The following is a 26,990-nucleotide window of genomic DNA, read 5'->3' on the forward strand; positions in this document are numbered from 1 at the left end:
CCGGTGAATGTGAACAGTGATTCCGGGATGTTGAACACTGTTTCCGGAAAGGAGGAGCAAAGTGTTCAGGTTGAGCCGGAATGAGCGTTCACATTGGTCCGGAAATGGTGTTCACGTTGAACCGGAATCGGTGTTCATGATCGGCCGGAATATGCAGCAGCAGCGGGCCACTGGAGTATGCACCCGCTTCCCTTGCAAAGCAGACCATTCCTGAACTTGCGGTGGGTATTCCGGCCAATGTGCTGGCACGCCGCCCCGACGTCAAAGCGGCCGAATTGCGGCTGCGCAAGACGCTGGCTAAAGGGGATGAGATCCGCACCAGCTTCTACCCCAGCCTGACCCTGACCGGCAGTGCCAGCACCGCATCCGATAGATTGGCGCAGGTGCTGCAAAATCCGGTTGGTACGCTGGGAGCCAGCCTCGCCCTCCCCTTCCTTGAATACAACCGCACCCAGCTCGCCATCGAAAGCTCAGAGCTGGATTACCAGATTGCTGAAACCGAGTTTCGCAAACAGCTCTACACCGCACTGGTGGAGGTGGAAGACAACCTGGCCGCACGCCACTATGGCCAGCAGCGACTCGATTATCTGCAGGAACAACTGAGTTATGCCCAGGAGGCCGAACGACTGGCCAAGGCTCGCTTCCAGGCGGGTGCAACCGGCGTGCAAGCCTGGCTTGATGAGCAGAACCGGCTGTGGGATGCCCAGCAGAGCCTGCTGGCCCAGCAAAAAGAGCAGCTCACCACCACTGCCAAAATCTATCGCGCCCTAGGTGGCAGCGATAGCGTGACGCCCCGATAACGCCTCCCCCCAATATTCCCCACTCTGCCTGTAGAGTGGGGAATACCATCGCCATCGACCGCACCGAATTCCCTCGCCCACACGGCATACGAACGCCATTGCTCATCATCAGGGGCAGTTACGGCAGCGCAGCCAATTACATGCATCGGCGACCCAGAATATCCCGGCTATACCTTGCGGCTATCTCTATCCCTCACGCACCCTGTGGAGATAACGATTACCGGATATTCCATCAGCAGAGAGCTCGCGGCTCTTGCCGAGCGGCTCCCCGCGAATCATGAGAGACATATCCGAAGCGCATATCTGCACGACGCATACAAATAGCGATATCACGCTGTTAATCCTGCACGACGAAATTAATCGCAAACAAAGAGTGATATTGAGCAAAGTAACAGTGAAGTGAAACGACGCTAAAAAAGGATACAAGCGAGGATGTAGATAACAATGGGGTGAAGGGGCAGATTGGATAACCACGAGTAAAACGGCAAAAATAATGCCGCTCAAAGGCGGCATTATTCAATCTCTGAACCTGACGAATTAGATCAGGAAATCGTTCAGGTCTTTACCCAGTGCTACTTGAGCAGCAATGGCTTTCGGCATACGGCCTTGACCGGTCCAGGTTTTTTCCTGGCCATCTTCTTCGTACTTGTATTTAGCCGGACGCGGAGCACGCTTGCTCTTGGCAGCGCCAGTCGCAGCAGCCGGAGCAGCGGCAGTCGCCAGCAGCTCGCGAGGATCAATACCAGCCTGCTGCAGCATTTCGGTGAATTCATTCAGCTTGCGCTGACGCTCTTCCTGTTCTGCACGCTCCTGTTCAACAGAATCGGCGCGCTCTTGGTAAACCAGGTCAAACTTCTCTTTAGCTTCCAGCAGTTGCTCAAACGGCAGCTCACGAATAGCCGCACGCAGACTGCGAATGTTCAGCAGAACTTTCAGAAACTCGTTCATTATTTCCTCACAAAAAGTCGGTTACAGGGATACCGTTTCAGAATAGCATGGACAATTCGCGAGAACATACAGTTTTTCTATATTAACGTTCTTTTTTTCTTAAATTTCACCATCAAGATCGAATGCTTGCCACTATCAATAACAAACTGGCTGGAATGCAGATCTTCTGGGTAGAGTGGTGATTACCATCTTGTGTTCAAGAAACATCAGTATTTCAAGACTCATTAATTTCCAGTTCAGCATCCAACAAAACTAAGGAAAGTGCGAACAAGTATCCCAAGAACAAAAAATGAAAATTTTAGTCATTTAATATCAATGGGTTACCAGTAAATGCTCTCGTGCCATATGACTTATTCGCACCTTCCCTAACTCTGTAACCTGCTTTATAAGCCTGAGCGAACATTTCTACCATACGTTCAACATCATGTGACAAGACTATGCCTGTCTGTTTAGCAATGAACACGTCTAGAACCTGTCCCTTCACCCGATGATGAAGGGAATACTCCCAATTCACTATCAACCCCTTCAACGCCATCGACAAAATTACATATTAATCAATTGGTTGGAATCGCCACATGACATTTCAAATATGCCTTTCATAGCCCGTTTGACAGACGCATGCGTCCGAAAACAGACTGTTCAGATACTGGTTGTCCAGAAGGGAAAAAATAAAAAAGCCAGCCGTTTTTAAGAGCTGGCTTTCTATGTATCCAAATAGCACTATTTATTTTTAGTTATATTCTTGCCTGATTGGTCAACACCGGTAATCACTGCCTGTGAAGCAGACCCAGTTAAAAGGGGCTCGGTTGGATAGAGCTTAAGTGCTTCAGCTCGCATCGCATTGGCTTCCTCTGTACGACCCAATGCATTAAGCGCGATCACCATATTGGCGTATATGTTGGCACGCGGTGTATGGCGTACGAATGCCTGCCCCCACTCCAGATAAGCTTCCAGTTCGGTCTTGTTATTTGTCTGCAAGCCCACCATCAGACGAACTGAGTTCACATCAAACTCGACTCGGGTCAACCAAGCCATGGGATTGACGATATCAAGTAGCAAGGTCGGCTCTTTATACCCACCCCGTTCATATTTGGTGACTACCCATGCGGTGTGAATTGCTGTGAGCATAAAGGGAACGACCAGCAGCGGGATAGCGATCGCCATAAATCGCAGTAACAGCCATGGGCGGCACTCCATATCCCACCATGATGAGAAACCCTGACTCGCCAGGTTGGTCTCCTCAATTTCGGTATCGATGATATAAATCAGCGTCAGCAACAGCCACCATAACACGATCGCATGGTAGAGAGGGTATTCCGTCTGGGTATGAAGCAATATTGGGGCAACCAAGGCAAGCAGCCCCATGGCATGTACCCAGCGCACACTCGCCAGACGCCATAATAATGCACCTCCCATGATCACCATGCCGACCATGGGTGCAATACCGCCCTCAACAGCCCAATAGAGAAACTCGTTGTGGGGGTGGTCGAGGTTGTAAATTACCATTCCAATATTTGGATCTACATGCCGAGCCTCTGTGTATGCGTGGAAGAATGTGGATTCAAATCCACCATACCCTATTCCCAATAACCAGTTTTGAAAGAGTAAATTCAATGTAAAAGGCCAGATATCTGACCGAGCTCCGCCAGAGAGATATTCGTTCATCCCCCGACTGACACTTGACACCCAATACTGAGAAGCTAATCCAACCACGGCCCCCAGCAAGACCAGACAGAGCATTCGTACCAATAAACGTTGACGATGCAACTGGGGTCCAAGCAGGATAAACGCCAGCAATCCCCCAAGCAGCCCCACCCGAGACTGCAGAACAATCAACAATAGACTGGCGGCGACAATCACCCCATAGCTCACCCTGCGCAACCAAACATGCTCATTGCTGCGTAGCTCCAGCCAAATAGCCAACGCAATCCCGGTGGCCATAAAGGTTGCCATCACATTTGGCTGTTGAAAGATCCCGTATGGACGATTGGCTTTGGCGTCATAGCCAATCCAGTTACCTGGCGTCAACAGATAGAACTGTACCAGACCGAGCACTGCCTCCATAGCGATCGCAATCAGGACGAGATAGAGCAATCGGTCACGCTGCAACCGATTAAATCGCCATTGGTAGAGACCGAACAAAAACAGCAGACCAGCAAACAGCCCCAGCAATCTTGGGATGGCATAATCCTTGAGAGCAAAACCTAGATAGAGCATGGGGAGCAGCATTAAGAGAGCCCCTACCCATAACGCAGCCTGTAATGAAGAAAATACCAGACGCTGGCGTAACGTCACTTGCCACAATCCCAGCCCAATAGTCAACGAGGCAAACACCCATCCCCATGCATTAAAGGGAAGATACAGTCCGGCACCGCCCGGGTTGTGCATAAAAAAGTGCATGCCCAATAGCCAATAAGTGATAAATAGTGCAGAAAAAGCACCATTTATATATTTAATCATCATGCATCCCTAGCGTAATAATTTTAGATCCCAGTATACATTAAGCAGATAATAAAAGAGCGGGCAGTTAACAACTGTCCGCTCTATCTATAGGGAAAACTCTAAGCCCTATGTCTCTGACTTCTATTGCAATTCAGTCAAATCGTAAAGACCATTTCTACGACTCAACATCTGTCCACCGTCACGAGTCAAAGGAACCCATCCAACGGTTCCTTTTGCTGTTGTTGGTTTTAGCAGCATCAAGTCGAAGGGGATCGTTATGTAGATACCTTTGGTAAAGCTACCTTCACCATACTCATCAGCAGAAACATTTGTAAATGTCGCATACCCCCCTAAAATAACGCCCGAATCAAATCGCTTTGAGAAATCGAGAGTAGTGCCTTTATCACCAGCCAAATACTGCCCCACGGCGACTTTGGCGGTGACATTACTCATGAATGGTAACTGCCAATAAGCTGTAACATGACCAGTCATTACATCGTAATCAGCCATTTTCAGAGTATTGTTCCAGTCTCGCTGTTTCACCCAGTTGGCATCAACGCCAATCGCCCAAGTCTTACCATATGGACGATAGAGAACCTCGCTGCCTACACCGGCATACATCATCTCCAAATAACCACCATAAACTTGCCCATACCAATCCCGAGAGAGTGGCTGCATATGAGTTAACTGCAAGTTGTTAAGTAATACATTTGAGGAATCAACATACTCACGAACCCAAGTTCGAACTCGTGGCAATGCCGCCCCATCAGGAGGGGGGGCTTTATAGTTGAACTCATCATAGTTATTAAGCAGATTAAAAAACAACGTCCCTTGCAAGCTGTTGTTTTCACTCATCCGCCAGTCAGCATTGGCATTGATACCGAGCTGGTACATATAGAAAGACTCTGCACCACCAAACGACTGTGTCAGATCAGGATCAAAGGAGTATGAAAAAGATTTACGTCCAGCAGCATAAATGGGTATCCCCTGAACTTCTCTGGCAGCCTGAACAGTCGATTTCTCTTGCTGCTCTTCTCCCAATACTTGCACCACGTTGGCTCGACGAACAGATTGGAGATCAATTTGGGTCTCCTGCAGATGGAAGTTTGCCTTACGCTCAATAATATTCAGGTCACGGATTGTGTTTGGCAAATGATTGGCCGCTAGAAGAGATGTTCGCTTCATCGCCTCACGTTCATCACGATACTTGCTCTGCGTACCAATGATCGTGACTGAGCCTGCCTCAGTATAAAAATCTGTGTCCTGCCACCCTGCATTATCTTTTAGCTCATTCGCCAACGTAGGCCACTTCACGTCAGCAACAGAATCTGGCACCAGGCCTGGTTGATAAACGGGTCTTGGCTGGTCAATCTGGGCAGGTTTCAGCTCGTTAAAGTTGGTCCGCATAGTCACCCCCCACATCAGGGTATTTCCCCTCTGCCAACTCAGATGGCTATCCAAGTTATCAAAAATGCGATATACCGCCCCAACATTCCACGGCGAATCTTGAGAAATATGGCCTGCAAACTCTTTACTATAGTCATTGCCATCATATTCCAGCTTCAACCTAAGTGGCTGCCATGGCGTTTGATACTCAATACCACCGAAGAGTGCTGCAGGCCCATGAAACAGGCTATCAAACTCAAACTTACCGCCATTCCCGGAGTAACTTTCATTCCTTTGACACCAAGCATCTTTGTACTCACAAAACGGGTTTTTAATATTACCGCTTTCGGCCATATTTCCCCAGCCAATACCGATAGTAAAATCAAATGAGCCATACTGTTTACTGGCAGTCAAAAACTCACCGTCAAAAAGACCAGTTCCCATCAGGTCTCTAAAGCCCATAGATACTTGTGGCAGATAGTTAGATTCTTGCCAAAGACGAAACTTAAAATCCATACCCTTATCTTTATGAGATTGACCGCCACTAAAGGTAGGATCATAACTGTATGGCATAGTCCGAGTATCTGTATACCTAAGTGTTGCCTCAAACCAATCAAATGGCTGCGCAGAGATAGACCACCGACGATATTGGTCATTATCAGCATAGTTGGCACTGAATTCGCCAGTCTTAGCCATACGAGCTGTTGGCATCTGCAACAAACCAACACCACCAAAATCACCTTGCGATGGGCCATAAGAATCAAAAATCGACTCTGTAGCGCATACTGCCCCAGAAACAACCCATGAAACAAAAAACGCAATATATTTACATTTAGGAAGCATTATTCAGGCACTCGATTAGCAAGCAAGTTAGCAATGCGAATATTGATATCTCTATATTGTGCGGGCAACACATCGGGGTTAAATCCGACAAACAGCGTCGCCCCAGCCATTGGTTCTCGATGCAGCTGATTCCAGTTAGCCACAGGAACACGACTGATAGAACTATCAGGCTGGATCAGAAATGCTTCACTTGGCTCAGCCCCAGCTAACAAGCTGTAACCCTGCCAATAGTCAGCCAAACCAGCACCAGACTGTAAAGGCTGTTTACTACGACCATTAATCAATCCTACGAAGTAGATAAAATCAGGTCTTGGAGCAACAAAAAGCGTGTAGTTTCCTTTCAGCAGAGGATTACCTTCAGGATCAACTCTACTCTTGGCAGGATCTAAAAAAACTGACAAACGACCACTGACAGGAATTCTATCCAGCTCTTGTAGTAACTGTTGGGTTGACTGGATCAATGCGCCCTGCTCCCCCCCCCTCATCCAAAAAACTTGCAGTAATTTAAGATCTTTGAGTAGGGTCTCTTTAGTTGCCTGGAGCTCTGCCATCTTTCTAGGATTAGCTATCTGTGCACTGCGCCAATAAATATCATTAGGCAGCTTGGTATTAAATAACAGGTCAGCCAGTCTAGCTCCATCATGAACTTCAATCTTGGTTACAGAATGACGTTCATAAATCACGTCTATATCGGCTTGAGCTAAGGCATAAAAAGGCATAAGACCGAGTATCAGATATTTTTTCATAAGGAGTAAGGCTTTAAGATTGTAATTTCAATTACCGGCAAGTCCGGCCCCAACTGCTGCTGGCTCTTCAGTATTCTGCCGGTACTGTGCTCAAACCAATAGTAGTTATGCCAAGATGCACGATTATGCTCAACCGTAATTAATTCATCAATCAACATAACATCATGTGTTCTATCAAGAATTATCAATTTTTCCGGCACTACAGATATAAATTCAGTCCTTATTTTATAGCCACTTAAATAGTCCTTTTCCCACTCTGCATTATATTGCCAATTCATCACGCTTGGATTAATGGTTTTATCAGGTGAGTCTGCAATTTTTTTCAATGGGTCAACCCAAGATGATTTCGTCAAATAGAGATCATTTTCCAAACCCACCGTCTTGTTCAACCGACCTGCATTGGTAACAAACAGCTTATTATCTGCGCTGACCCAACTCAAAGAACCATCGGGATCTGCAAATGCAAGCACCACCAATGCCTGTGGATTATCACCCACGCGCAGATATGCGCTTGCATAAGGCAACTCACGCACTTTCTCTGCAGTTACCACAACATCATCCACCCCCATAAAGGCGTAATGGAGCGTAGCGTAAGTATCAGAACTAGTAGTGGAACAACCACTCAAAAGTAACAATCCCAGATACATAAAAAAACGAGATGAAAACATAGACAGGTCACTCGGTGGAATTGGAAAATGATTGCAAAGTGACAAAAATAAGGCTGCCAATATGGCAGCCTTATTTCAACATCAGAAAACTTACTTCTTGGTAGAAGTTGTGGTGCTAGTACTGGTGGAGTTGTCATTTGCATTAGAAATAACAACTGCTGCCAGTGCTGCTGCACCGACACCAACGGCAACCAGAGTAGTAGTACCCACAGCCGCGGTGCCAGCTACACCAGTGGAACCTGCCGCAGTACCCGTAACTTCTTCAGCCGCAAATGCGTTTGAAGAGAGAACCAATAGAGCAGCCAGAGTCAACGCTGATTTTTTCATTACTAATTTCCTTATTTAAACATGACTTGAAGTATTAACAGGATACCTTGAAACAGACCAATTGACCAGAGTCAGTCGCTCAGATGAGCCCTTTCGTCAGCTCCGAGCCGGACGTGCGATTGCATGGCGTACCAATACAAGTATAACGCCTAGCATGCCGCCAAGCAGCGTCCCCAATACGGTAATCAACGCACGTTTGGGTTTCGCTTTTTCCTCAGCGGCAACAGCAGGATCAAGGGTTTTGAACACGTACTCCTGGTTTACTTCTGTCAACATCAAGGTTTTCGTCTGATCCTCTATCAGTTGATAGAACACCTTCTGCATATCTGCGACCGGGGTTTTCTCGAGCTGAGCTTTGAGATAGGTAATGTTACGTGTCGCATCGCTTTGATCACGCAGCTTCATGGCCTCATTGAGATCGGCGACCAACCAGTCAACCCACTGTTTGGCACGCTCCGGCGAGTAGTAATCCACCGCCACCGTAACCAGCCCCGATTTGGCATCCTGACTGATACTGGCAACATCGCGAAATGCCTTGACCAGCTCCCAGTCCGTTGGTTCAACCGACTTGCCAGGAGGCACTTCGCGCACCCACTTTTTGCTGGCCACATCATAGATCTCTTCATCAATCACCAATTCGCCAGTCGTCTTGTCCGCTTTGACTACGGCCATTAACGGCACTTCCAACTGATGTTGGCGAATAAAATGGCTGAGAAACTGGCGAGATTTCCCAATCTCGACCGCAATAGCCGTCTTGTCCGGCCCCCCACTACTGAGGTTAACCCCCGCTAAGCTGGCAAGCCCGCCAAACTGGGCTGCCATAGCAGCAAGCCCGCCGCCTTGTTGTTCAGCTGAAGGAGCAAGCAGAGCCTCGGAGCGATAAATATTTGGCAGTGAAATAGCAACCAGCACGGCAATGACCGCCCCCACCAGGGTACTGGCGGCAATCCACCACTTACCGCGCCAAAGCGCTGCAAACAATTCACGCAAATCGATCTCATCTTCCCCACCACCGCTCATCGCAACAGGCAAGGGAGGGTGTTCTTTTATCTGTGTCATAACTAGCCAAATCTCAAAAGAGCCAGGTGGCCTTTCCACCTGACTGAATGGACTATCAAATGAGGTGTGGAATTACTTGATGGCACTCCACGCGACACCCAGTTGATAGAGGATCTGGGTAGCAGAAGTCATGATGCTCAGGTTATCCAGATAATCGGAATCAACAGGCACCACGATTGTATCGCCAGGCTCCAGGTGCTTACGACCACCAAACCAGCTATCACCTGGCAACATCACACTGCCATTCGCCTTGATCACATAAATGCGGTCGGTATCTGCCTGCTTCTTGGTGCCACCAGCCCGACTCAGGTAATCGTTGACGCTCAGGCCACCATCGTAGACGTGGGAAGATGGGAACTGCACCATCCCCTGAATTGAGACCACATTTTGCAATGCGGGCACATAGAGCTTGTCGCCATCTTGCAGCATTACATCAGCCTGCTTGTCACCAGACAATATCGCCGGCATGTCGATAGTCATGCGACCGACCGCCTTGCTGTTTTCCAGCTGGTTGACGACCGTCATCGCCTCTGCAGGCGAGCTGGTGTAGTTGGCAATGCTGGATTGACGGCGCAACGTCATCGTGGCGATCTCTTGCTTGAGCTCATCACGCAACAATGCAATACGTTCAGCTTCCTGCTTGCGCAGCGTCTCGCGAGCAAACACTGCACCATTCGGGTTCGCATAAGGGGTTATACCGCCGACTCGCTGGATCAAGTCCTGTAGGCTTTCGCCACGACGAACTGTATAGGTCCCTGGATACTTCACCTCACCAAACACCTGTACGGTTGCTTCTTCACGCCACTGAGGATGAGGCAACACGTTCAAGCTATCTTTTGATTGCACCAAAGGTGAACCGATTACCCGATTTGCAGTTGCCAAATCAAGGCGCTGATTTTCAATCGCAATATCATTCCCTCGTTCGCTAATACGAGACAACTCAATCACATTCGCCTGTTCGTTAAAACCGCCCGCTGCCATGATCAAATCATGGGTACGGCTATAGGGCGTCAAGGGATAGATCCCTGGGTATTTCACCTCGCCGCGCACTTCAGCAATCTGTACCGGCTTGCCTTGTGCAGCTTGCGCTTTCAAACGTTCGAGAACGGGCGCAAGCAGAGTCTGACGAGAAACCCCCACGACTGCCTCTGTTGTGGTTGTGCCAGACACCTCCGCCAACGTCATCTTCTCTTCTTTGGCAAGCTGCGCACGGCTGACCTCAGCCCCCGTAGTGCTATCAATCACATCTACTTGTTGAGCAATACGTTGTTGCGCCTGCCGATTGATACTCGCCGAGGAGGTTCGAGTATTCGCCTGTTGTTTCAATCGGTCGGTTGCATCATTGCTAAAGACAAGTACCTGATCACGCGGTTGCAAGCGAATGTCATCTTCACCACCCGGCATTTGCAGGGCTCGACCCAGATTGAACTGCAACACTTCGATATTGCGCTGGGCATCCACTTCACGGACAACCAGGGCGTAATTCAAATCTGTGACCGAGGTCAGATCACGATCGGCACTTTGTAGAACTCGGCTGATCCGCATTCCAGGTTGGAAGCTGAATACACCTTCACGAACCACGGCACCTTTTACCACAATCGCCTGGCTATATTCGGTACTGCTCGGCTTGACCGTGACCTTATCACCATCGCGCACAACAAACTGGCGATCATGCTGACTTGCCAGATTCAAGTTGAATACCCGCATTCCGGTTTCACCATAACGGGTCACCGAAACCTCTTTGAGCGCAGCAGCCTTCATGCCGCCAGCCAACCCCAGCACATTAACTAGGGCAGCCGGGCCACTCAATTCATAAATAGCTGGGCGTTTAACCAGACCATCGATGCTCACTTCACTCCCTTTGGTAGGGATAAACACGGTGTCACCGGAACGCAAACGAATATCCTGACTGGTGTCGCCCCATACCAGCATCTTGTAGAGGTCGACATCGATCACTTTCTGCCCGGCACGCTTGACCTGGATCTTGCGCAGCGACCCCACGGTGTCGATACCACCTGCGGCTTGCAAAGCCTGGGTCACTGTCGCCATGCCATTGACGTTGTATGCACCGGGGCGATAGGCATCGCCCATCACAAAGACCTGCATGGTGCGCAAAGCACCAAAACTGATAAACGCCTCTACACCAATCTTTTGCTCCTTGATCCGGTTTTCCAGTTCAGTGCGTAGTTGCTGGAAAGTCTGACCACTGGCAGCAATAGGGCCAAGTGATGGGAAGTCGATAAAACCCTCACGACCAATCGCAAGGCTGTAATTCGCATTCTCCTTGCCATAAAGCTGAACCCGGATCTCGTCACCCGGGCCCATCACATAATCATCGGCAACCGGCATATCCACCACAGGCGCATCGGTCAATGGCTCACCAGCAAACACGCTATAGCCAAAAGGTTGTAATGCCCCCTCTTGCGTCGCACCTGCAACCAAGGGCCGCTGAGATGCCTGGCTGTAATCCACTTCGCGTGGAGCCGCCACAGGCGCAGTATTGACCGGTGTGACACTGCTTTGGCTGTTACTCCCTCCCAACTGGGATGGGTCGATACCATACTGAACAGCCAGCGCCTGCTGCTGGGCAGGAGACAGCTGTTTAAATTTGGCCATCATCTCGGGCGTAATTTGTGGCACCGCCATAAGCGGCAAGCCCACCAAAGCCAGAGAAAGAAGCAATCCCTTTTTTTTCATCATGAAAACTCGCAAAGCATCAGAAAATTCAATTATTAGGATTATTCTATCGTATCAAAATAACTCAAAAAGATCCAATAAGAACACCTAAACATTAATATACTCACCACATCAATGTTATATGTATAAGTTTAGACAAGCAAAAATCAATCTAAAAACAAGCGTTCATATTCAGATGCAACATTTATCCACTGATATTTTTTAAAAGCAATATCTTTCATTGCATCACCGAATTCAGCAATATTAAGTTCAGCATTAATCTGGTTTAATAAAGATGCCTCATCGCTAAAATACAACCCTTTATTCTCAGTTGTATATCGATTGAAAATACAATCATACGCATATATTGGCATGCCAAATTGCATAGCTTCGACCAAAGAAGGATTGGTGCCACCAGCAGAATGACCATGCACGTATCCCTTACATTGCCTTCTCATCTTATAGAGCACTGAGATATCATAGACAGGATCAACAATCTCTATATTCGCATAATGCGAAAATCTGCTTTTAAGCGCACGACCATATTCACTCACCTCCCAGTTACCAATAAAGCACAATTTCTCTCTAGATTTAGAAAAAGCAGTCAAAATCAATTCAATATTATTCTCAGGCTCTATCCGACAAAGTGAAAGATAAAAATCATCTTTGACATAATTTTCTTGGTGTTCAACTTGTAGTGCATGATCTCCACCATAAGCAATCACGTCACTGACAACACCATATTCATCCATTACATAATCAGCAATGCCCTGATTATCTGATACGACAATATCTGAAAAGCGAACTGCAAGTTTTTCCGAAAACTTTAAAAATTTTTTCGTCAGCCATCCCCACTTGTCGCGCCGCCATTCCAGCCCATCAATATTCGTAACAATACGTGACGAACTAAGCAACCGATAGATGGGCAAGAATAAACAACCTGACACCCCCAATATTAATGTGACATCAGGTTTTTTCTTAAGGCAAATTATCAGGCTTAATATATCATAAGGTATGCTAGAGACCCCATTTGCCTTGATGGGGAGATATAACAACGACGCATCTTTATAGTTTTCAGACTTTGTTTGATAAGAGTGAGAAGAGCAAAATATATGATATTTTATATTATCTGACTGATAATCGACAAGGTTTTGTACTAAAGATTCAAAACCACCATAGCAAGCAGGTATACCGACAGTACCAATTACAGCAATATTATTCATCAAAGCGAGTCCTGATTATCAATATTTAGCACCGCAAATTATTTATCTGAAAGAGTTAGTAATTTCAGAAATGGGCAATTATATCTTTGTTATGCCAAAATGTTTGTTCTTCGATAGACAGATTGTAATGGGTAGTACACTTATAAAAAGATTACATGTTATCACTGACTGCATAGAGACATGGCTAGGCATTCTGTCATCTATAACAGGACAAATACTCACCCTAGCTATTTCCCGTCCTTAGAGCTCATGTTTAGATTGTTCAAGTCATGTAAAAACATGATATCAGGGGATATCTTGGCCAACAAGAGTATATTTTATAGAGAATGTGCTATTTAAGCTGCTTGGAAGCCCCTAGAGCTTTAAATCTAATCTTTATTTTTTAACCGTAAAGCAAGTTGATATGCTTCTAATGTTTGTTGAGCAGTGTGGTGCCAAGTAAACATAGAAGTAATTCTATTTTTTAAATCAGGATTAAATTCTTTGCTCATAACTGATACAACCCCCTTCCTTATTGACTCAACATCGCCCGGTTCACAATATTCTGCGTAATCCTCAAAATAAAATTTTGTATCCCCTCGATCAGTAACCAGAATATTACAATGCATCATTGCGGCTTCAAGAGAGGATAGACCTGGAGTCTCCATCCAAGAAATTAACGCATGAGCCTTTGCTACATGATACAACTCTGCGAGTTCATCTTGATCTACATGATTAATGAACACCACATTCGTGCCAGCTTCACGAACACATTCATCATAATAGGCTTTACTATTGGGACTTGGCTTACCCACGATCACTAATTGATAGGGTAAATCTTTTACAGCCTTAATAAGGTCTAATTGACACTTTCGGATTTCAACACGAGCAGCACTAAGCAAGCAGCCTTCGAACTTCTTATATTTACCAGAGAATTTTTTTGAATGGTCGAAAACTGATGTATCAACAGCGTTAGCTACCCATAGACCGTTATATACATCAAGCTTCATATCAGAAACAACACGATCGAGCTCAGTAGGACTATTTGGTAAAAGGACATCTATATTTTTTGCAATGAATTGCTGGGAGCGATAATGACCTTTGAATAGGTAACGCAACATCCCAAAATGGAAATTACCATTAAAAATAATTCTTGCAGTAGTTTTTAGATATTCTAGCGAATATTCAGAAACATTATTAGCAATCCATTTCTGAAGGCCTCTCCTAGTTTTTCGATCACATTCATTGTAACTCCCCCAAATGGTTGAAAGTACTGTTGGAATAGAGAGATTTTTTGCTGTTATCACATGATGTAAAATATCTTGTGGATTTCTCAGGTTAAAGAAATGAATTAAATCATAGTCAATGAAATTTGGTTCACTATCATCTGCGATATCAACAATAATTCCTAGCCGCTCTAAATGTTCTTTAGTTTTCAATAACTGTATTGTATCACCACCAGGACCGGAAAAAACTGTCGGCCTTGTAATAAAGAGAACTTTCACTTTCTATAACCTCTTACTGTAGTTATAACGCCCCAAAAAACATATAAACACTAAGGATGTAGAATAAATAATCACATACAGCTTATTGAAGTTATATGTATAAATAAAAGTCAACATAGTAGTAAAAAAGTAAATATAAAAAGGGATTAAAAAAACTTTACCCTTAAAAAAAATCAAATAAAAAGTCAAACCCAACACATAAGATAAAGCTAAAGTAACTATAACACCAAAAAATCCGAAATCAAAAAAAGGAACGCCGAAGCCAGTTGCAGTAAGAACACCATAAAAATCAGATCCTAAAACATCTCTTTGAAAATCAATTAACTCATAAGCATTACCAGTAAAAAGCGAATCAAATGGCAATACAAAGGTAAAATACCCCAAGCCAAAATCAAAATCAGATATTACATACTGATTTAAAATCTCAAAGTTCATCGTAAAAGTAACATATAAATAATAAAGAGGAATCAATATAAAGGTATCACCAAAAAACCAAACTCGCTGAATATCTTCAAAAAGAGTATCACCCAAAAAAATAAAATCCCTATAGAATTTCGCTGCACCAATAAGGTATAGAAAAATGAAAATAATTAGTAAGCACTTTAAAAGTGACAATTTCAGAAAGACACTTCTAACTAGAAAGCATTGTAGAAAAAAAAATGCTATAACACCTCTGTTGCCAACTGCAAAAGATAAAATAATGTGTAATATAGAGAAAAAAACAAATAAATTAAATAAAGACTTAAACTGACCGAAATTAACTTTCCGAGACAAACATTCGAAATATAGATATAATAAAAAAGTGAGGCCTGACATTGCAATCAAATGTACATACCCAGATATAGGAAATGACATTCTTAAAATTTCAAAGTCTTTATTTAAAATAGGAATGGAGCCATATTTCCTGTAAAAAACAAAATGTTCAAACAAAAAAAACATTGTTGAAATAAAAATCAAAAAAATAACTATATATATTGCAATCCTTCTATTACTGGCATTAACCTCACCATCTTGACATACCAAAAAAGTTACAACGCCAATAGGAATTTTTTTCATCCCCCAAAGAATGCCGACAGCCAGTATAAATAGACTTAAGATGAGGTACAGACTAGTACGTTCATCAGGCAATTCTATTTGCGTACTTAATCTGAAAAGATATAATGCTGTTGTGAAACTAACTGCAAAAAAAATAAGAAATGGATTACAGAAATTTGTATGAAGTATTATTTTTTTCATTTCATCTCAACCCTTATAAATTGAAATCTCAATTTAATTTTTTTTATTTTTTAACATTCTAACTCCATAAGTAAGACCCTGAAAGAATGCCATAACACAAGTGAATGATGAATTTTTAAAAGATTTTAAAGTTGAAATTAAAAACATATTTATAAGGTACCTTGAGAGATGAAAGAAATTTATCTCAGAATGCTTCCTATATAATAAAAAAGAATTTCGAGTTGAATAAAATATTGCATTCGGTGTTCTACTTAAGGGATTCGATCTTCTCTCTATAGAGTCGGTTACAACTGAAGTTAGACTATAACCTAATTTTTTTATTCTTAATGATAAATCAACCTCCTCCCAATACATAAAAAAATCATCATCGAAAAGCTTTAATTTTTCTGCTAGGTCTCTTCTTATAATAAAAAAAGCACCAGCCACATAATCCGTAACAACAAATTTTTCACCAGAGTCAGTTAATCTATATTTTTGACTTAATCCGTTTAGTTTTATTGAATCGTAAATCCTTACACCTTCAGAATTAAGTGTTCTTATCATTGACGCACCAACATTTGGATAATTTATCAGTTGCGAGCTTAATGCATTCAATGCCCTCCTACCGACTTTAATATCAGGATTTGCTATTACAATATCACCCAGAAGATTCTTTTCAATTAAATAATTTAATCCTGCATTGTTACCAGCAGCATATCCCAAGTTAGAGTCATTCTCTACAAAATGAATATCTAACTCTCGAGAATATTTATTAGCTAGATTAATTAACTCTAGAGTATCGTCCTTACTGTTTTGTATTAAAATTATTCTAAAAGGGCAGTTCTCTGATAACTTTATTGCATCAAAAAAAAACCTTACATCGTGACAACTATTCCAATTTAAAACGAATACATTTATCACATTCGCCCCTTAATTACACGAAGAAATGAACCAACAAAGACACGTAAATGTTTATATAATGTCGCATACTTTGTAGCTACAATTTTCCTTTGATTTGGCATATTAAAAATAATTAGACCACCTAATTGCTTTGCCATATAACGCACTAATATTGTTGATTTTCTTTCAAATTGTGTAACTTGTACTTTAGAGAGTTGCTCAATATCATAATCAGCAACGGTTATTATATTTTCACGAATCATTTTTGCTACTATAGATTTTCCTATCTCGCTTCTTGCAAGTACAAGACCTTGTCCATCTGACTCAGTAAATAAAGGATATCCCTTGTCGTCACAATTCCAAACGTCAGCACTAACAATATCTGCAACCTCGCCAGTACCATCAGCACAAAGTTTACATCTACTTTGTATTGTTGGTCCGAGAATTTTGCCCCAAGAACGAGAATACTCCATCGTTGTAGAAGTGCTATTCTGCACTAAAGTCGTTTTTCCCGGCCAGCCTTTACCTCTAAAAAAGAAGTTTTCAACAGGCATATCAACATTATAATTTAAAGCTTCAGCGACCCTTCTAACACCTAATCGACTCGGGGTGCCCGCACAGAAGAAACTAACAATTAATTTAACAGCATTTTTTACCTCATTATCTATTGACATTAAGTTACGCAAAGCTACGCAATCACACGGTTTACCAACAAACGCAATCCTCTTGTTAGGATTGTCGCTTAGAGTCTGCAAAAAATACTCTAATGGTGATGCCGGACTATAACGGGATCCTGTAGCTTCAAGTAAATCCTCTCTGGACCTGCTGACTTTAGATATATTCTCTAGTGGATTATGCTTATCTACACCTATCTGAATAACAATATCGACTATATTATAGTCTAATGCATAAAGTAGCGTTTGAGTAACAATGCCACCAGATGAGCCTAAATAGCGTATCTCTTTATCATTTGAATGACCGATATAGGATTGTTCAATTGGCCCCCAGATTGGGTGGCTTGAATTAGTTTTAATACTTGCCTGATTTATGCCTGGGCAAACAGTTTTGAAAATGGCCTGCTCATCTCCGTTTAACTTTTCGCTGCATACAGGGCGATTATATTCCCCCTTATTGACAACAACTTTACTAGGGAATAGAGATGAACACAGACCGCAACCTGTACATAAATCGTTTTTTAAAACTTTCTGAATCACATCCATACTATTATTTCAACACCTCTTCCAAAGCGCTTGTGTATTTTTCAGTCAACTGATTTTTTTTGTCTGTCAAACCTTGAAGCTCTAACTTGATTTGATTTCGATTATTAAAATGGTCAAGATTCATTTTTATAGCATTATTTAATGACAATTCTTTAGCTTCTAAAACATTACCATAGCCTAAAGTTGTATATAATCCCTTAAACTTGCGACTGTAAGCATAAGGCGTAACAGGTACACCACTTGAAAAGGCTGCAATTGTGGCGTGCATTCTTGCTCCAGTGAAATATTCAAAACTGCTTATATAATTTTTCACCTCAATAGGATTCGTAAATCTTGGCGCAACAATACAGCGTGGAAATAACTCAGCCACCTCGATGCATGCAGCATAGTCGTCTTCGATTTTCTGAACGGGTGAGGTAGCTATTACATGAGAAACCAAGTGTATTTCAACATTTTCAATTGATAAGAAACTTTCTATTAGCTCATTAATATAATCTTTATAGTTATGAGCCAAACCAAACTGGTTATCTCTTGTATATCCGCCATTCCAGAGTAATCCAGAAACATTAATTCCAACTTTAATCTTATCACTAACTTCACGAACCGTAGAATAAGGCATGGATAATGCTACATCAGTGCCTAGATGACAAACTCCAAATTCCTTACCAACTTGAAAACTAATATCGTCCCTTGCAAATACTAAACTTGTATTTCTGACAATGAATCTAGATACAACTTCAGCAAACTTAGATTTAAAGGGGCCAATTGTTTGGGGCGACAACACTGATTTTCGAGCAAAAATTGCATTAACTAGCTTAGTAAAGACTTGAATAAGAAAACGACGATTACCATATATATCAGAGAAACTGTCACCGGCTCCAATATCTAATACAAGATCAAAATCTTTTATCATTTTTATATAAGATTTCAACTTTATTGGGTTAGAAATCAATTCTTTGACACTGATTGTTATATGCTCAAATTCACGACCTATTTGAAGCTCTACCAGAGCCTTATTTTTCTCACTGGTGACCTCATTATCACCTATAGTAAAAAACTCAGCATCAATTCCCAAATTTCGACAAACTCGATCAACTAAAATCATATTGCCAATAGAAAGTGCTCCAACCCCCAAATTACCTGAAGATACGTTGTGCCACAAAAAACCTATTTTGACTTTCATTTAATAGCTCTCAAAAACAAAAGAATATAACCCAATAAAACTATCGCGTAATATAAAATAACACCATACACAATTATAGCGATATCTAACCCCAAAGACACCCCCATAATAATCAATGCAAAAAAGGCCAATAAACCAATTATTTGAACGAGGACCCTACTTTTAATCCTTCCTGTCACAACCATATATATCCCCAAACAACTCGATATCCATTTCAAGGATATAGGGACAAACATCAACGGCAATAAATACGAATACGCGATATACTCCTCACCTAAAACAGAAGAAATCAAATATGTATCAAATACACTTAAAAACCAGAATAAAGCTAAACTTATAAAAATAAAAAATGTTGTCCCTATAAATAGGGATTTATGTTTACCTACTTTTACTTCATTTGCTATTTCTCTAAATATAACATTCACAACAACAGCAGATAATGCACTTACCCCATTAGTAATTCGCGTATATGAACTATATATGCCAAATATTGAACTATAATACAGACTAACTAAATACCCATCCAAGACCTGCCAAATATTAGTCAATAAAAAATCGACAGTATAATTAACTTGTTTCAACAGTAATGAGGAATTCCAGGTAAAGTTAAAGCTAAAATAGCTCAACAACTTGAGCCTATAGGTTATAATAATGAAACTTACCATTCTTGAAATAAAAATACAAAACGCAAAAATAATTAAACTGCTTTTACTAAAAACAACAAAGAGACAAAAAAAAGTAAAAACTATATTATTTAATAGCGAAAATTTTAGCTCGCCCGAAAACTCACCTTTTGCCCGTATTTCAGTCAACATAAAATCATAATATCCGTTCACTATGAATGACATACCGACTAGCAACACTACATAGTCAACAGAAAATATGAAATAGATAACTAAACTAACCATGCAAATTATGGAAAATAAAAATTTTAGATAAATATTATCTTTAATTTCAGCTTCATCTGTTATTGCTACACCCCTAAAAAAACGCTGATGAACCCCCAAATCTGAAAAAAGAGTAAGCATGCTCCCAGCTAACAATGCAACACTTAACTCACCAAATAAAGTGGGTCCATAAACTCTTGCCGCTATTAAATAAACAACTGTATTAGCAACTAATCTTAACGAAAATGACAATCCCGAGTATACATAATTTTTTATCATACTAGTAAATCTAATATTCTTTTTGATGCCATTCCATCTCCATAAGGATTATGGGAAAAACTCATTGAATGATATGCTTGCGGATCATTTAGTAATTCAGACAATCCGAAAACAACTTTTTCGACTTCCGTACCAACCAACCTAACGGTACCTGCAGCAACAGCTTCGGGGCGTTCTGTTGTATCACGCATAACTAACACAGGTTTCCCCAGTGAAGGAGCCTCCTCTTGGATACCACCCGAATCGGTTAAAATAATATAGCTACGCATCATTAGATAAATAAATGGTAGGTACTCTTGAGGCTCAATCAAAATAATATTTTCGATATCACCTAAAATGCGGTTAACTGGCTCACGTACATTAGGATTTAGGTGCATTGGGTAGAGAATCTGCACATCAGTGTTGGCTTTAGCTGTGATAGCTAAAGCTTCACATATTCGTTCAAACCCACATCCAAAACTTTCACGGCGATGTCCAGTGACCAAAATTAACTTTTTAGTCTCGTCTAAATATGAGAACTGAGAGGCTAATGTAGCTTGCAGAACGCTATTTTTTTCAATCTTATCTTTTACCATAAGTAGTGCATCAATTACGGTATTTCCGGTAACGACTATGCTATCCTCGGCATAGTTTTCTTGAATCAAATTTTGCTTAGATGTTTCAGTAGGTGCAAAATGGTATTTTGCCAATGCACCAGTGAGCTTGCGATTTGCTTCTTCAGGCCATGGAGAATAAATGTTCCCTGTGCGCAAGCCTGCTTCGACATGTCCTACAGCAATTTGCTCATAATACGCCGCCAAACTAGCAGCAAAGGTAGTTGCAGTATCGCCATGTACTAACACAACATCAGGTTTAAATTCTTGTAGAACCGGTTTTATCTCAAGCAAAATACGGGCTGTAATATCATTTAATGTCTGCCCAGCCTTCATAATATTCAAATCATAATCTGGTTTAATCTCAAATAATGATAATACTTGATCTAGCATTTCACGATGCTGGGCGGTGACACAGACTTTCGCCTCAAAACGTTCATCAGCAGCTAAAGCATGTACCACAGGTGCCATCTTTATTGCTTCTGGTCGGGTACCAAATACCGTCAACACTCTCTTTTTTAACATATCAATAGCCTTTTAAATTCACTTTTAAGTACCTGTTCACCAGATTACGAAATCTGATATGCTTAAAGGATTTGAGAAAGGAACTAATTGTTCTTACTCACCAGCTTTTGATTCATCTTCACGTTGCACTTAAAACTCATTTTCCTGCCAACTTATACAATGCGATACTCACCTTATCGAACCCCAATATTTAACCGATAATACAATAAAGCACCTATCACCAAACATCATAAACTCGCGGCCAGTAATACATCTTACAGTAATAGCCACTGCCTGACTAACTTTTCAAAATATTGTAATATGGTATTCAAAATTAGGCGGGTACAAACATTCACCTTGTGGGCATCTATTTACATTTAAAAGGTAACCGCCAAATTCAATGTAACAGCCTCTTGATCTTTCTTTGACAAACTCACCTTACTTGTCATCGGCCACCTAATCCCGACTAGTGGGTCATCCCAATGGATTGAGCCTTCACTCTGCGGTGAATAGTAATTGGTTGTTTTATACAAAAACTCGGCCGTCTCTGTCAGAGTAACAAAGCCATGCGCAAATCCTTCCGGGATCCACAGCTGTCGCTTGTTTTCTCCAGAAAGATGAACGCCTACCCATTGCCCAAAGGTCGGGGAGCTTTTACGAATATCTACCGCCACATCAAACACTTCACCGGCCACACAACGCACCAGCTTGCCTTGAGCATGAGGCGGCAACTGATAGTGCAAGCCGCGCAATACCCCTTTTGACGATTTGGAGTGATTATCCTGTACAAAAGTCACCGGATATCCTACCGCCTCTTCAAACAACTTGTGGTTGAAACTCTCAAAGAAAAAACCACGTTCATCACCAAATACTTTTGGTTCAAAAATAAGCACATCAGGGATTGCTGTCTTGATTACATTCATCTGTCTACCCGCATTCAATTCAATCTTTATGGGGGCGCAACTTCCCTCCCCCATATCACATCAGGCTTTGGCAACCATTTTTAACAAATATTGGCCGTACGCATTCTTTGCCAGTGGCGCTGCAAGAATACGTATCTGGTCAGCACTGATAAACTTCTGGCGATAGGCAATCTCTTCCGGACAGGCCACCTTCAACCCCTGACGGGTCTCAATGGTCTGAATAAAGTTGCTCGCTTCAATCAGGCTTTCATGGGTACCGGTATCCAACCAGGCATAACCACGGCCCATCATGGCCACCGACAGATTACCTTGCTCCAGGTAGATACGGTTCACATCGGTGATTTCCAGCTCACCACGGGGCGACGGCTTCAGGCTCTTGGCGATCTCCACCACGCTGTTGTCGTAGAAATAGAGGCCGGTGACCGCATAGTTACTCTTGGGCTTCAACGGCTTCTCTTCCAGAGAGATAGCGGTACCTTCTTTATCAAATTCCACCACCCCATAACGCTCGGGGTCATGCACATGGTAGGCAAAGACGGTAGCGCCACTCTCTTTGGCCGCTGCGGCTTCCAACTGTTTCTGCAGGTCATGACCGTAGAAGATGTTGTCGCCGAGTACCAGAGCACAGGGGTCTGACCCGATAAACTCTTCACCCAGAATAAAGGCTTGTGCCAACCCGTCCGGACTTGGTTGTACCTTGTACTGCAAATTCAGACCCCACTGGCTACCGTCACCCAGCAATTGCTCAAAGCGGGGAGTATCTTGCGGCGTGCTGATGATCAAGATATCGCGAATTCCCGCCAGCATCAGGGTGCTCAGCGGATAGTAGATCATCGGCTTGTCATAGATGGGCAGCAGCTGCTTGCTCACCGCCATGGTCACAGGATAGAGACGGGTGCCAGAGCCACCGGCCAGAATAATGCCTTTACGTTTGGTCATGATGCTTGTTTCTTATTTTTAAATTGCAAAAGAAAAGGGTGGCTTGCAGCCACTCCTTTCTGTTTTATCCCTGCCAGCCAGGGAGGCAGTCACTACATCCCAGGCCAGTAATTTACTTACCGAGGATCTCGGTCAACATCCGCTCCACACCGACTGTCCACTCCGGCAGCACCAGATCGAAGGTGCGCTGGAATTTGCCGGTATCAAGGCGGGAGTTATGGGGGCGTTTGGCCGGAGTCGGGAAGGCGCTGGTCGGCACCGCATTGAGTTGTGTCACCGCCAGTTCAACGCCAGCCTCTCTGGCTTTGGCAAACACCAGCTGGGCGTAGTCAAACCAGGTGGTGGTACCGGAGGCAATCAGATGGTACAGCCCGGCGACCTCGGGTTTACTCTGCGCAACACGGATCGCATGGGCGGTGCAATCAGCCAGCAACTCGGCGCCGGTCGGTGCGCCGAACTGGTCATTGATCACTGACATCTCGCTACGCTCTTTGCCAAAGCGCAGCATGGTCTTGGCAAAGTTGGCGCCGCGGGCGGCATAGACCCAGCTGGTACGGAAGATCAGATGACGGGAGCAGAGGGACGCACCTTGCTCACCCGCCAGCTTGGTTTCGCCATAGACGTTGAGCGGTGCAGTTGCATCGGTTTCAACCCAGGGGCGCTCGCCGCTACCATCGAACACATAGTCGGTGGAGTAATGCACCAACCAGGCACCCAATGCTTCCGCTTCTTTGGCGATCGCCGCTACACTGGTCGCGTTGAGCAGCTCGGCAAACTCCCGCTCGCTCTCCGCCTTGTCGACTGCGGTATGGGCCGCGGCGTTGACAATCACATCCGGCTTGACCAGTCGTACCGTTTCGGCCACCCCTGCCGGATTGCTGAAATCGCCACAATAGTCGGTGGAGTCAAAATCAACGGCAGTGATGCGCCCGAGCGGGGCCAGTGCACGCTGCAGCTCCCAGCCTACCTGGCCGTTTTTGCCAAACAGCAGGATATGCATCAGATACGCTCCCCGTAATTCTGCTCAATCCAGGACTGGTAGGCACCGCTCTTGACGTTGCTGACCCACTGCTGGTTATCCAGATACCACTGTACAGTTTTGCGAATGCCAGACTCGAACGTTTCTTGCGGTTGCCAAGCAAGCTCGGCACTCATCTTGGTCGCATCGATGGCATAGCGGCGATCGTGGCCGGGGCGATCCGCCACATAGGTGATTTGCTCACGATAAGAGCCCGCCTTCGGCACCATCTCGTCCAGCAGATCGCAGATGGTGTGTACCACCTCCAGATTCTGCTTCTCGTTGTGGCCGCCGATGTTGTAGGTCTCCCCCACCAAGCCAGTAGTCACCACCTTGTAGAGCGCGCGCGCATGATCTTCTACATAGAGCCAGTCACGGATCTGGTCGCCCTTGCCATAGACCGGCAGCGGCTTGCCATCCAGTGCATTGAGGATCACCAGCGGGATCAGCTTCTCGGGGAAGTGATAAGGGCCGTAGTTGTTGGAGCAGTTGGTGACAATGGTCGGCAGGCCGTAGGTACGGCGCCAGGCGCGTACCAGGTGGTCACTGGAAGCCTTGGAGGCAGAATAGGGGCTGCTGGGGGCGTAGGGGGTAGTCTCGGTAAAGAGCGGCAATGGCTCACCGGCAGCCACTTCATCCGGATGGGGCAGATCCCCATACACCTCATCGGTGGAGATATGGTGGAAGCGGAAGACCGCCTTGCGTACCTCGTCCAGACCGTTCCAATAGGCACGTGCCGCTTCCAGCAACATATAGGTGCCAACGATATTGGTCTCGATAAAGTCAGCCGGGCCTGTGATGGAGCGGTCAACATGGCTCTCGGCGGCCAGATGCATCACCGCATCCGGCTGGTGCAGGGCAAACACCCGATCCAGCTCGGCGCGATTGCAGATATCCACTTGCTCAAACGCATAACGCTCGCTTGTCGATACATCGGCCAGGGATTCCAGATTGCCGGCATAGGTGAGTTTATCGAGATTGATAACGGCATCCTGGGTATCACGGATAATATGGCGCACCACGGCAGAGCCGATAAAGCCTGCGCCGCCTGTTACAAGGATTTTCATTCTATTTATTAGGCCATGTTGAAGTTAAATGCCTCTCTCCGAGAGACAAAAATGAAGGGTGTTAATATGTTCTTAGCCTAGGTTTGATAGTGCACGTGCACTAGTCAATGACTATTGTTACGAACTTGACTCTTGCTGCTTTTTATCCAGCGCCCCACTCGCCAGGCGTAATTAATGGCAAGCACATAACCAGCAATGAACAGCAAATAGATAGCCATCATTGACCATTCAGATAACTTTGCTATTTCAGCCAATATACCCATAAAAACAATACCAACATTACTAACAACCATTAGTAGTAGTGCTTCACGATGGGTAAATCCAGCATGCAACAGAATATGGTGCAGGTGATTACGGTCAGCCTTGAGCGGCGATTGACCTTTGCGAATACGGCGGATCATAATCCCTACCATATCAATCAGCGGCAGCCCCATCAGCCAAAGAGCCATCACAGGCCTGAATGCGGGGCGTTGCTCGGTGACTTGTGAACCATAAATAACCAAAAAACCAATGATGAAACCCAAAAACATAGAGCCAGCATCACCCATAAAGATCTTGCGCTTAAAGGGTGGGATGGTGAGGTTGATTGCCAGATAAGGCACTAGTGCAATTGCAATCACTAAACAGAAATTTGCCATTTCTGGCATGGTATTGCTGAACAACGTAGCCAGCCCAACCAAGCTGATCCCAGCCATTGAGCCCGCGAGCCCATCGATGCCATCCATCATATTGAAGGCATTCACCGCAGCACAAACAGCCAGCACTGCGACAATAACCTCACCCCAAGGCAAGTGAATATCACCGAGTCCCAGTAGGTCACCGAAGTTATGCAAACCGACTTCAGTTGAGAGGCATAGAATAACGATGAGTAACGCTTGCAGTCCGAGTCGTAACTTGGGTGAGATATCGAGCGCGTCATCCACCGCACCAATCACCATCATAGCACCAGCACAGAGTAGTAACATCAACAAAGGAAGAGAAAGCGGCATCGTCATAAAAACACTGAGATACACACCTATACTGACAGCCAAACCACCAATCAGTGGAATGGCCCCCACATGCTGTTTGCGTTGGTTCGGCATGTCTACCAGTTGCAACTTACCAGCCAGCGGACGCAACAATGCGATCGCTAATGCCGTGCCAATAAAAGCTACTAAACCTGACATTTCCATGATTTTATCCCTGTACTATCTCTTTAATTGCACAAAAGAGCGCATCCTTGCGAACTTGAGCGCATCATTAATCTACTAAATCAACCCCGTGTCCTAACGACATCTTACTGAACTGCATAATTGTTCTTATAAAAGCTATTAAAAATAAGATTTCACATCTGTTACAGATCAAGTCTCTGGCATCACGTAAAGCTCGTAGAGATCATTGAATGTGCCTTCCCCTTTCAAATAGTAAAGGGTTTGTTATAGCAATATCTCTGTCAGAGGTTTTTCCACCCCAATACACAATGCTTGGGCTAGCCTCGCGCTAACACTTTGAGCAAACATACAAAATATGCACCACAACAGTAGTGTAATATGTTGTATTTGTTATCGCAGTGTAATATGTTGTATTTATTATCTTTTGCGGCCACTCATTTGACCAAGCAATGTTCGAATTACCGTAAAAAAGATAAGCTACCGCCCCTGAGTTACAGCCCTCAGCCCGC

General features: G+C 44.0%; 21 protein-coding genes and 1 pseudogene. 1 reads left to right on the forward strand and 21 read right to left on the reverse strand.

Features of this window, described 5'->3' with window-relative positions:
• Positions 1-158 precede the first annotated feature (158 nt).
• A pseudogene (locus ACTG2G_RS02590) lies at positions 159-800 on the forward strand (TolC family protein); the annotation flags it as partial.
• A gap of 537 nt (positions 801-1,337) precedes the next feature.
• Here ACTG2G_RS02590 and ACTG2G_RS02595 read toward each other — a convergent pair.
• The 21 genes from ACTG2G_RS02595 to ACTG2G_RS02695 all read right to left on the reverse strand — a co-directional run bounded on the left by ACTG2G_RS02595 (position 1,338) and on the right by ACTG2G_RS02695 (position 26,502).
• Positions 1,338-1,748: an H-NS family histone-like protein gene (locus ACTG2G_RS02595; protein WP_005344269.1), complete on the reverse strand. Its 411-nt coding sequence runs from the start codon at positions 1,746-1,748 to the stop codon at positions 1,338-1,340.
• 720 nt (positions 1,749-2,468) lie between these two features.
• Complete coding sequence (locus tag ACTG2G_RS02600) at positions 2,469-4,208, reverse strand: PglL family O-oligosaccharyltransferase (protein ID WP_335838271.1); 1,740 nt, start codon at positions 4,206-4,208, stop codon at positions 2,469-2,471.
• 123 nt (positions 4,209-4,331) lie between these two features.
• Complete coding sequence (locus ACTG2G_RS02605; RefSeq protein ID WP_335838243.1) at positions 4,332-6,419, reverse strand: YjbH domain-containing protein; 2,088 nt, start codon at positions 6,417-6,419, stop codon at positions 4,332-4,334.
• Positions 6,419-7,165 (reverse strand): capsule biosynthesis GfcC family protein, encoded by a 747-nt coding sequence (locus ACTG2G_RS02610; protein WP_335838244.1) that lies wholly within the window; start codon positions 7,163-7,165, stop codon positions 6,419-6,421. Before ACTG2G_RS02610 ends, ACTG2G_RS02605 begins: the two co-directional genes overlap by 1 nt.
• A complete protein-coding gene (locus tag ACTG2G_RS02615) occupies positions 7,162-7,833 on the reverse strand; it encodes a YjbF family lipoprotein (protein ID WP_335838245.1) in 672 nt (223 codons plus the stop codon). Before ACTG2G_RS02615 ends, ACTG2G_RS02610 begins: the two co-directional genes overlap by 4 nt.
• A gap of 90 nt (positions 7,834-7,923) precedes the next feature.
• Positions 7,924-8,160: a hypothetical protein gene (locus ACTG2G_RS02620; RefSeq protein ID WP_439985138.1), complete on the reverse strand. Its 237-nt coding sequence runs from the start codon at positions 8,158-8,160 to the stop codon at positions 7,924-7,926.
• A 96-nt stretch (positions 8,161-8,256) separates the two neighbouring features.
• On the reverse strand, positions 8,257-9,219 hold the full coding sequence (locus ACTG2G_RS02625; protein WP_439985139.1) for a Wzz/FepE/Etk N-terminal domain-containing protein: 963 nt from the start codon (positions 9,217-9,219) through the stop codon (positions 8,257-8,259).
• 72 nt (positions 9,220-9,291) lie between these two features.
• Positions 9,292-11,919 carry an SLBB domain-containing protein gene (locus ACTG2G_RS02630; protein WP_439985140.1) on the reverse strand — a complete coding sequence of 876 codons (2,628 nt, stop codon included), beginning with the start codon at positions 11,917-11,919 and terminating at the stop codon, positions 9,292-9,294.
• Between the two features lie 143 nt (positions 11,920-12,062).
• Entirely contained in the window at positions 12,063-13,118 is a 1,056-nt protein-coding gene (locus ACTG2G_RS02635; protein ID WP_439985141.1) for a DUF1972 domain-containing protein, read from the reverse strand.
• A gap of 368 nt (positions 13,119-13,486) precedes the next feature.
• Entirely contained in the window at positions 13,487-14,602 is a 1,116-nt protein-coding gene (locus ACTG2G_RS02640; RefSeq protein ID WP_439985142.1) for a glycosyltransferase family 4 protein, read from the reverse strand.
• Positions 14,603-14,605: 3 nt separating this feature from the next.
• Positions 14,606-15,838, reverse strand: coding sequence for an O-antigen polymerase (locus tag ACTG2G_RS02645; RefSeq protein WP_439985143.1), 1,233 nt, complete (start codon positions 15,836-15,838; stop codon positions 14,606-14,608).
• Between the two features lie 33 nt (positions 15,839-15,871).
• Positions 15,872-16,738, reverse strand: a complete 867-nt coding sequence (locus ACTG2G_RS02650; RefSeq protein WP_439985144.1) for a glycosyltransferase — start codon at positions 16,736-16,738, stop codon at positions 15,872-15,874.
• On the reverse strand, positions 16,735-17,937 hold the full coding sequence (locus ACTG2G_RS02655; protein ID WP_439985145.1) for a Coenzyme F420 hydrogenase/dehydrogenase, beta subunit C-terminal domain: 1,203 nt from the start codon (positions 17,935-17,937) through the stop codon (positions 16,735-16,737). The genes ACTG2G_RS02650 and ACTG2G_RS02655 overlap by 4 nt, the downstream gene beginning before the upstream one ends.
• A 4-nt stretch (positions 17,938-17,941) precedes the next feature.
• Entirely contained in the window at positions 17,942-19,120 is a 1,179-nt protein-coding gene (locus tag ACTG2G_RS02660; RefSeq protein ID WP_439985146.1) for a polysaccharide pyruvyl transferase family protein, read from the reverse strand.
• Positions 19,117-20,286, reverse strand: coding sequence for a hypothetical protein (locus ACTG2G_RS02665; protein WP_439985147.1), 1,170 nt, complete (start codon positions 20,284-20,286; stop codon positions 19,117-19,119). Before ACTG2G_RS02665 ends, ACTG2G_RS02660 begins: the two co-directional genes overlap by 4 nt.
• Positions 20,283-21,404: a non-hydrolyzing UDP-N-acetylglucosamine 2-epimerase gene (gene wecB, locus ACTG2G_RS02670; RefSeq protein WP_439985148.1), complete on the reverse strand. Its 1,122-nt coding sequence runs from the start codon at positions 21,402-21,404 to the stop codon at positions 20,283-20,285. Before wecB ends, ACTG2G_RS02665 begins: the two co-directional genes overlap by 4 nt.
• Before the next feature lie 356 nt (positions 21,405-21,760).
• Entirely contained in the window at positions 21,761-22,306 is a 546-nt protein-coding gene (gene rfbC, locus ACTG2G_RS02675) for a dTDP-4-dehydrorhamnose 3,5-epimerase (protein WP_439985149.1), read from the reverse strand.
• A 60-nt stretch (positions 22,307-22,366) separates the two neighbouring features.
• Positions 22,367-23,245 carry a glucose-1-phosphate thymidylyltransferase RfbA gene (gene rfbA, locus ACTG2G_RS02680; protein WP_439985150.1) on the reverse strand — a complete coding sequence of 293 codons (879 nt, stop codon included), beginning with the start codon at positions 23,243-23,245 and terminating at the stop codon, positions 22,367-22,369.
• Between the two features lie 112 nt (positions 23,246-23,357).
• The gene (gene rfbD, locus ACTG2G_RS02685) at positions 23,358-24,245 is read right to left on the reverse strand and encodes a dTDP-4-dehydrorhamnose reductase (protein ID WP_335838261.1); all 888 of its coding nucleotides are present in this window, start codon (positions 24,243-24,245) and stop codon (positions 23,358-23,360) included.
• Positions 24,245-25,330, reverse strand: coding sequence for a dTDP-glucose 4,6-dehydratase (rfbB, locus tag ACTG2G_RS02690; protein ID WP_439985151.1), 1,086 nt, complete (start codon positions 25,328-25,330; stop codon positions 24,245-24,247). Before rfbB ends, rfbD begins: the two co-directional genes overlap by 1 nt.
• 104 nt (positions 25,331-25,434) lie before the next feature.
• On the reverse strand, positions 25,435-26,502 hold the full coding sequence (locus ACTG2G_RS02695; RefSeq protein WP_439985152.1) for an undecaprenyl-phosphate alpha-N-acetylglucosaminyl 1-phosphate transferase: 1,068 nt from the start codon (positions 26,500-26,502) through the stop codon (positions 25,435-25,437).
• Between the last annotated feature and the right edge of the window lie 488 nt (positions 26,503-26,990).

The organism is Aeromonas sp. 55A, assembly GCF_051919665.1.
In the GTDB taxonomy this organism is placed as follows: Bacteria; Pseudomonadota; Gammaproteobacteria; order Enterobacterales; family Aeromonadaceae; genus Aeromonas; species Aeromonas veronii.

What these genes read in the sequence shown, in the direction of transcription:
- rfbB (WP_439985151.1), bottom strand. Translation starts at nt 25,330, where the DNA reads ATGAAAATCCTTGTAACAGGCGGCGCAGGCTTTATCGGCTCTGCCGTG.
- ACTG2G_RS02625 (WP_439985139.1), bottom strand. Translation starts at nt 9,219, where the DNA reads ATGACACAGATAAAAGAACACCCTCCCTTGCCTGTTGCGATGAGCGGT.
- rfbC (WP_439985149.1), bottom strand. Translation starts at nt 22,306, where the DNA reads ATGAATGTAATCAAGACAGCAATCCCTGATGTGCTTATTTTTGAACCA.
- ACTG2G_RS02630 (WP_439985140.1), bottom strand. Translation starts at nt 11,919, where the DNA reads ATGATGAAAAAAAAGGGATTGCTTCTTTCTCTGGCTTTGGTGGGCTTG.
- rfbD (WP_335838261.1), bottom strand. Translation starts at nt 24,245, where the DNA reads ATGCATATCCTGCTGTTTGGCAAAAACGGCCAGGTAGGCTGGGAGCTG.
- ACTG2G_RS02695 (WP_439985152.1), bottom strand. Translation starts at nt 26,502, where the DNA reads ATGGAAATGTCAGGTTTAGTAGCTTTTATTGGCACGGCATTAGCGATC.
- ACTG2G_RS02615 (WP_335838245.1), bottom strand. Translation starts at nt 7,833, where the DNA reads ATGTTTTCATCTCGTTTTTTTATGTATCTGGGATTGTTACTTTTGAGT.
- wecB (WP_439985148.1), bottom strand. Translation starts at nt 21,404, where the DNA reads ATGTTAAAAAAGAGAGTGTTGACGGTATTTGGTACCCGACCAGAAGCA.
- ACTG2G_RS02645 (WP_439985143.1), bottom strand. Translation starts at nt 15,838, where the DNA reads ATGAAAAAAATAATACTTCATACAAATTTCTGTAATCCATTTCTTATT.
- rfbA (WP_439985150.1), bottom strand. Translation starts at nt 23,245, where the DNA reads ATGACCAAACGTAAAGGCATTATTCTGGCCGGTGGCTCTGGCACCCGT.
- ACTG2G_RS02665 (WP_439985147.1), bottom strand. Translation starts at nt 20,286, where the DNA reads ATGATAAAAAATTATGTATACTCGGGATTGTCATTTTCGTTAAGATTA.
- ACTG2G_RS02605 (WP_335838243.1), bottom strand. Translation starts at nt 6,419, where the DNA reads ATGCTTCCTAAATGTAAATATATTGCGTTTTTTGTTTCATGGGTTGTT.
- ACTG2G_RS02660 (WP_439985146.1), bottom strand. Translation starts at nt 19,120, where the DNA reads ATGAAAGTCAAAATAGGTTTTTTGTGGCACAACGTATCTTCAGGTAAT.
- ACTG2G_RS02620 (WP_439985138.1), bottom strand. Translation starts at nt 8,160, where the DNA reads ATGAAAAAATCAGCGTTGACTCTGGCTGCTCTATTGGTTCTCTCTTCA.
- ACTG2G_RS02600 (WP_335838271.1), bottom strand. Translation starts at nt 4,208, where the DNA reads ATGATTAAATATATAAATGGTGCTTTTTCTGCACTATTTATCACTTAT.
- ACTG2G_RS02610 (WP_335838244.1), bottom strand. Translation starts at nt 7,165, where the DNA reads ATGAAAAAATATCTGATACTCGGTCTTATGCCTTTTTATGCCTTAGCT.
- ACTG2G_RS02655 (WP_439985145.1), bottom strand. Translation starts at nt 17,937, where the DNA reads ATGGATGTGATTCAGAAAGTTTTAAAAAACGATTTATGTACAGGTTGC.
- ACTG2G_RS02635 (WP_439985141.1), bottom strand. Translation starts at nt 13,118, where the DNA reads ATGAATAATATTGCTGTAATTGGTACTGTCGGTATACCTGCTTGCTAT.
- ACTG2G_RS02595 (WP_005344269.1), bottom strand. Translation starts at nt 1,748, where the DNA reads ATGAACGAGTTTCTGAAAGTTCTGCTGAACATTCGCAGTCTGCGTGCG.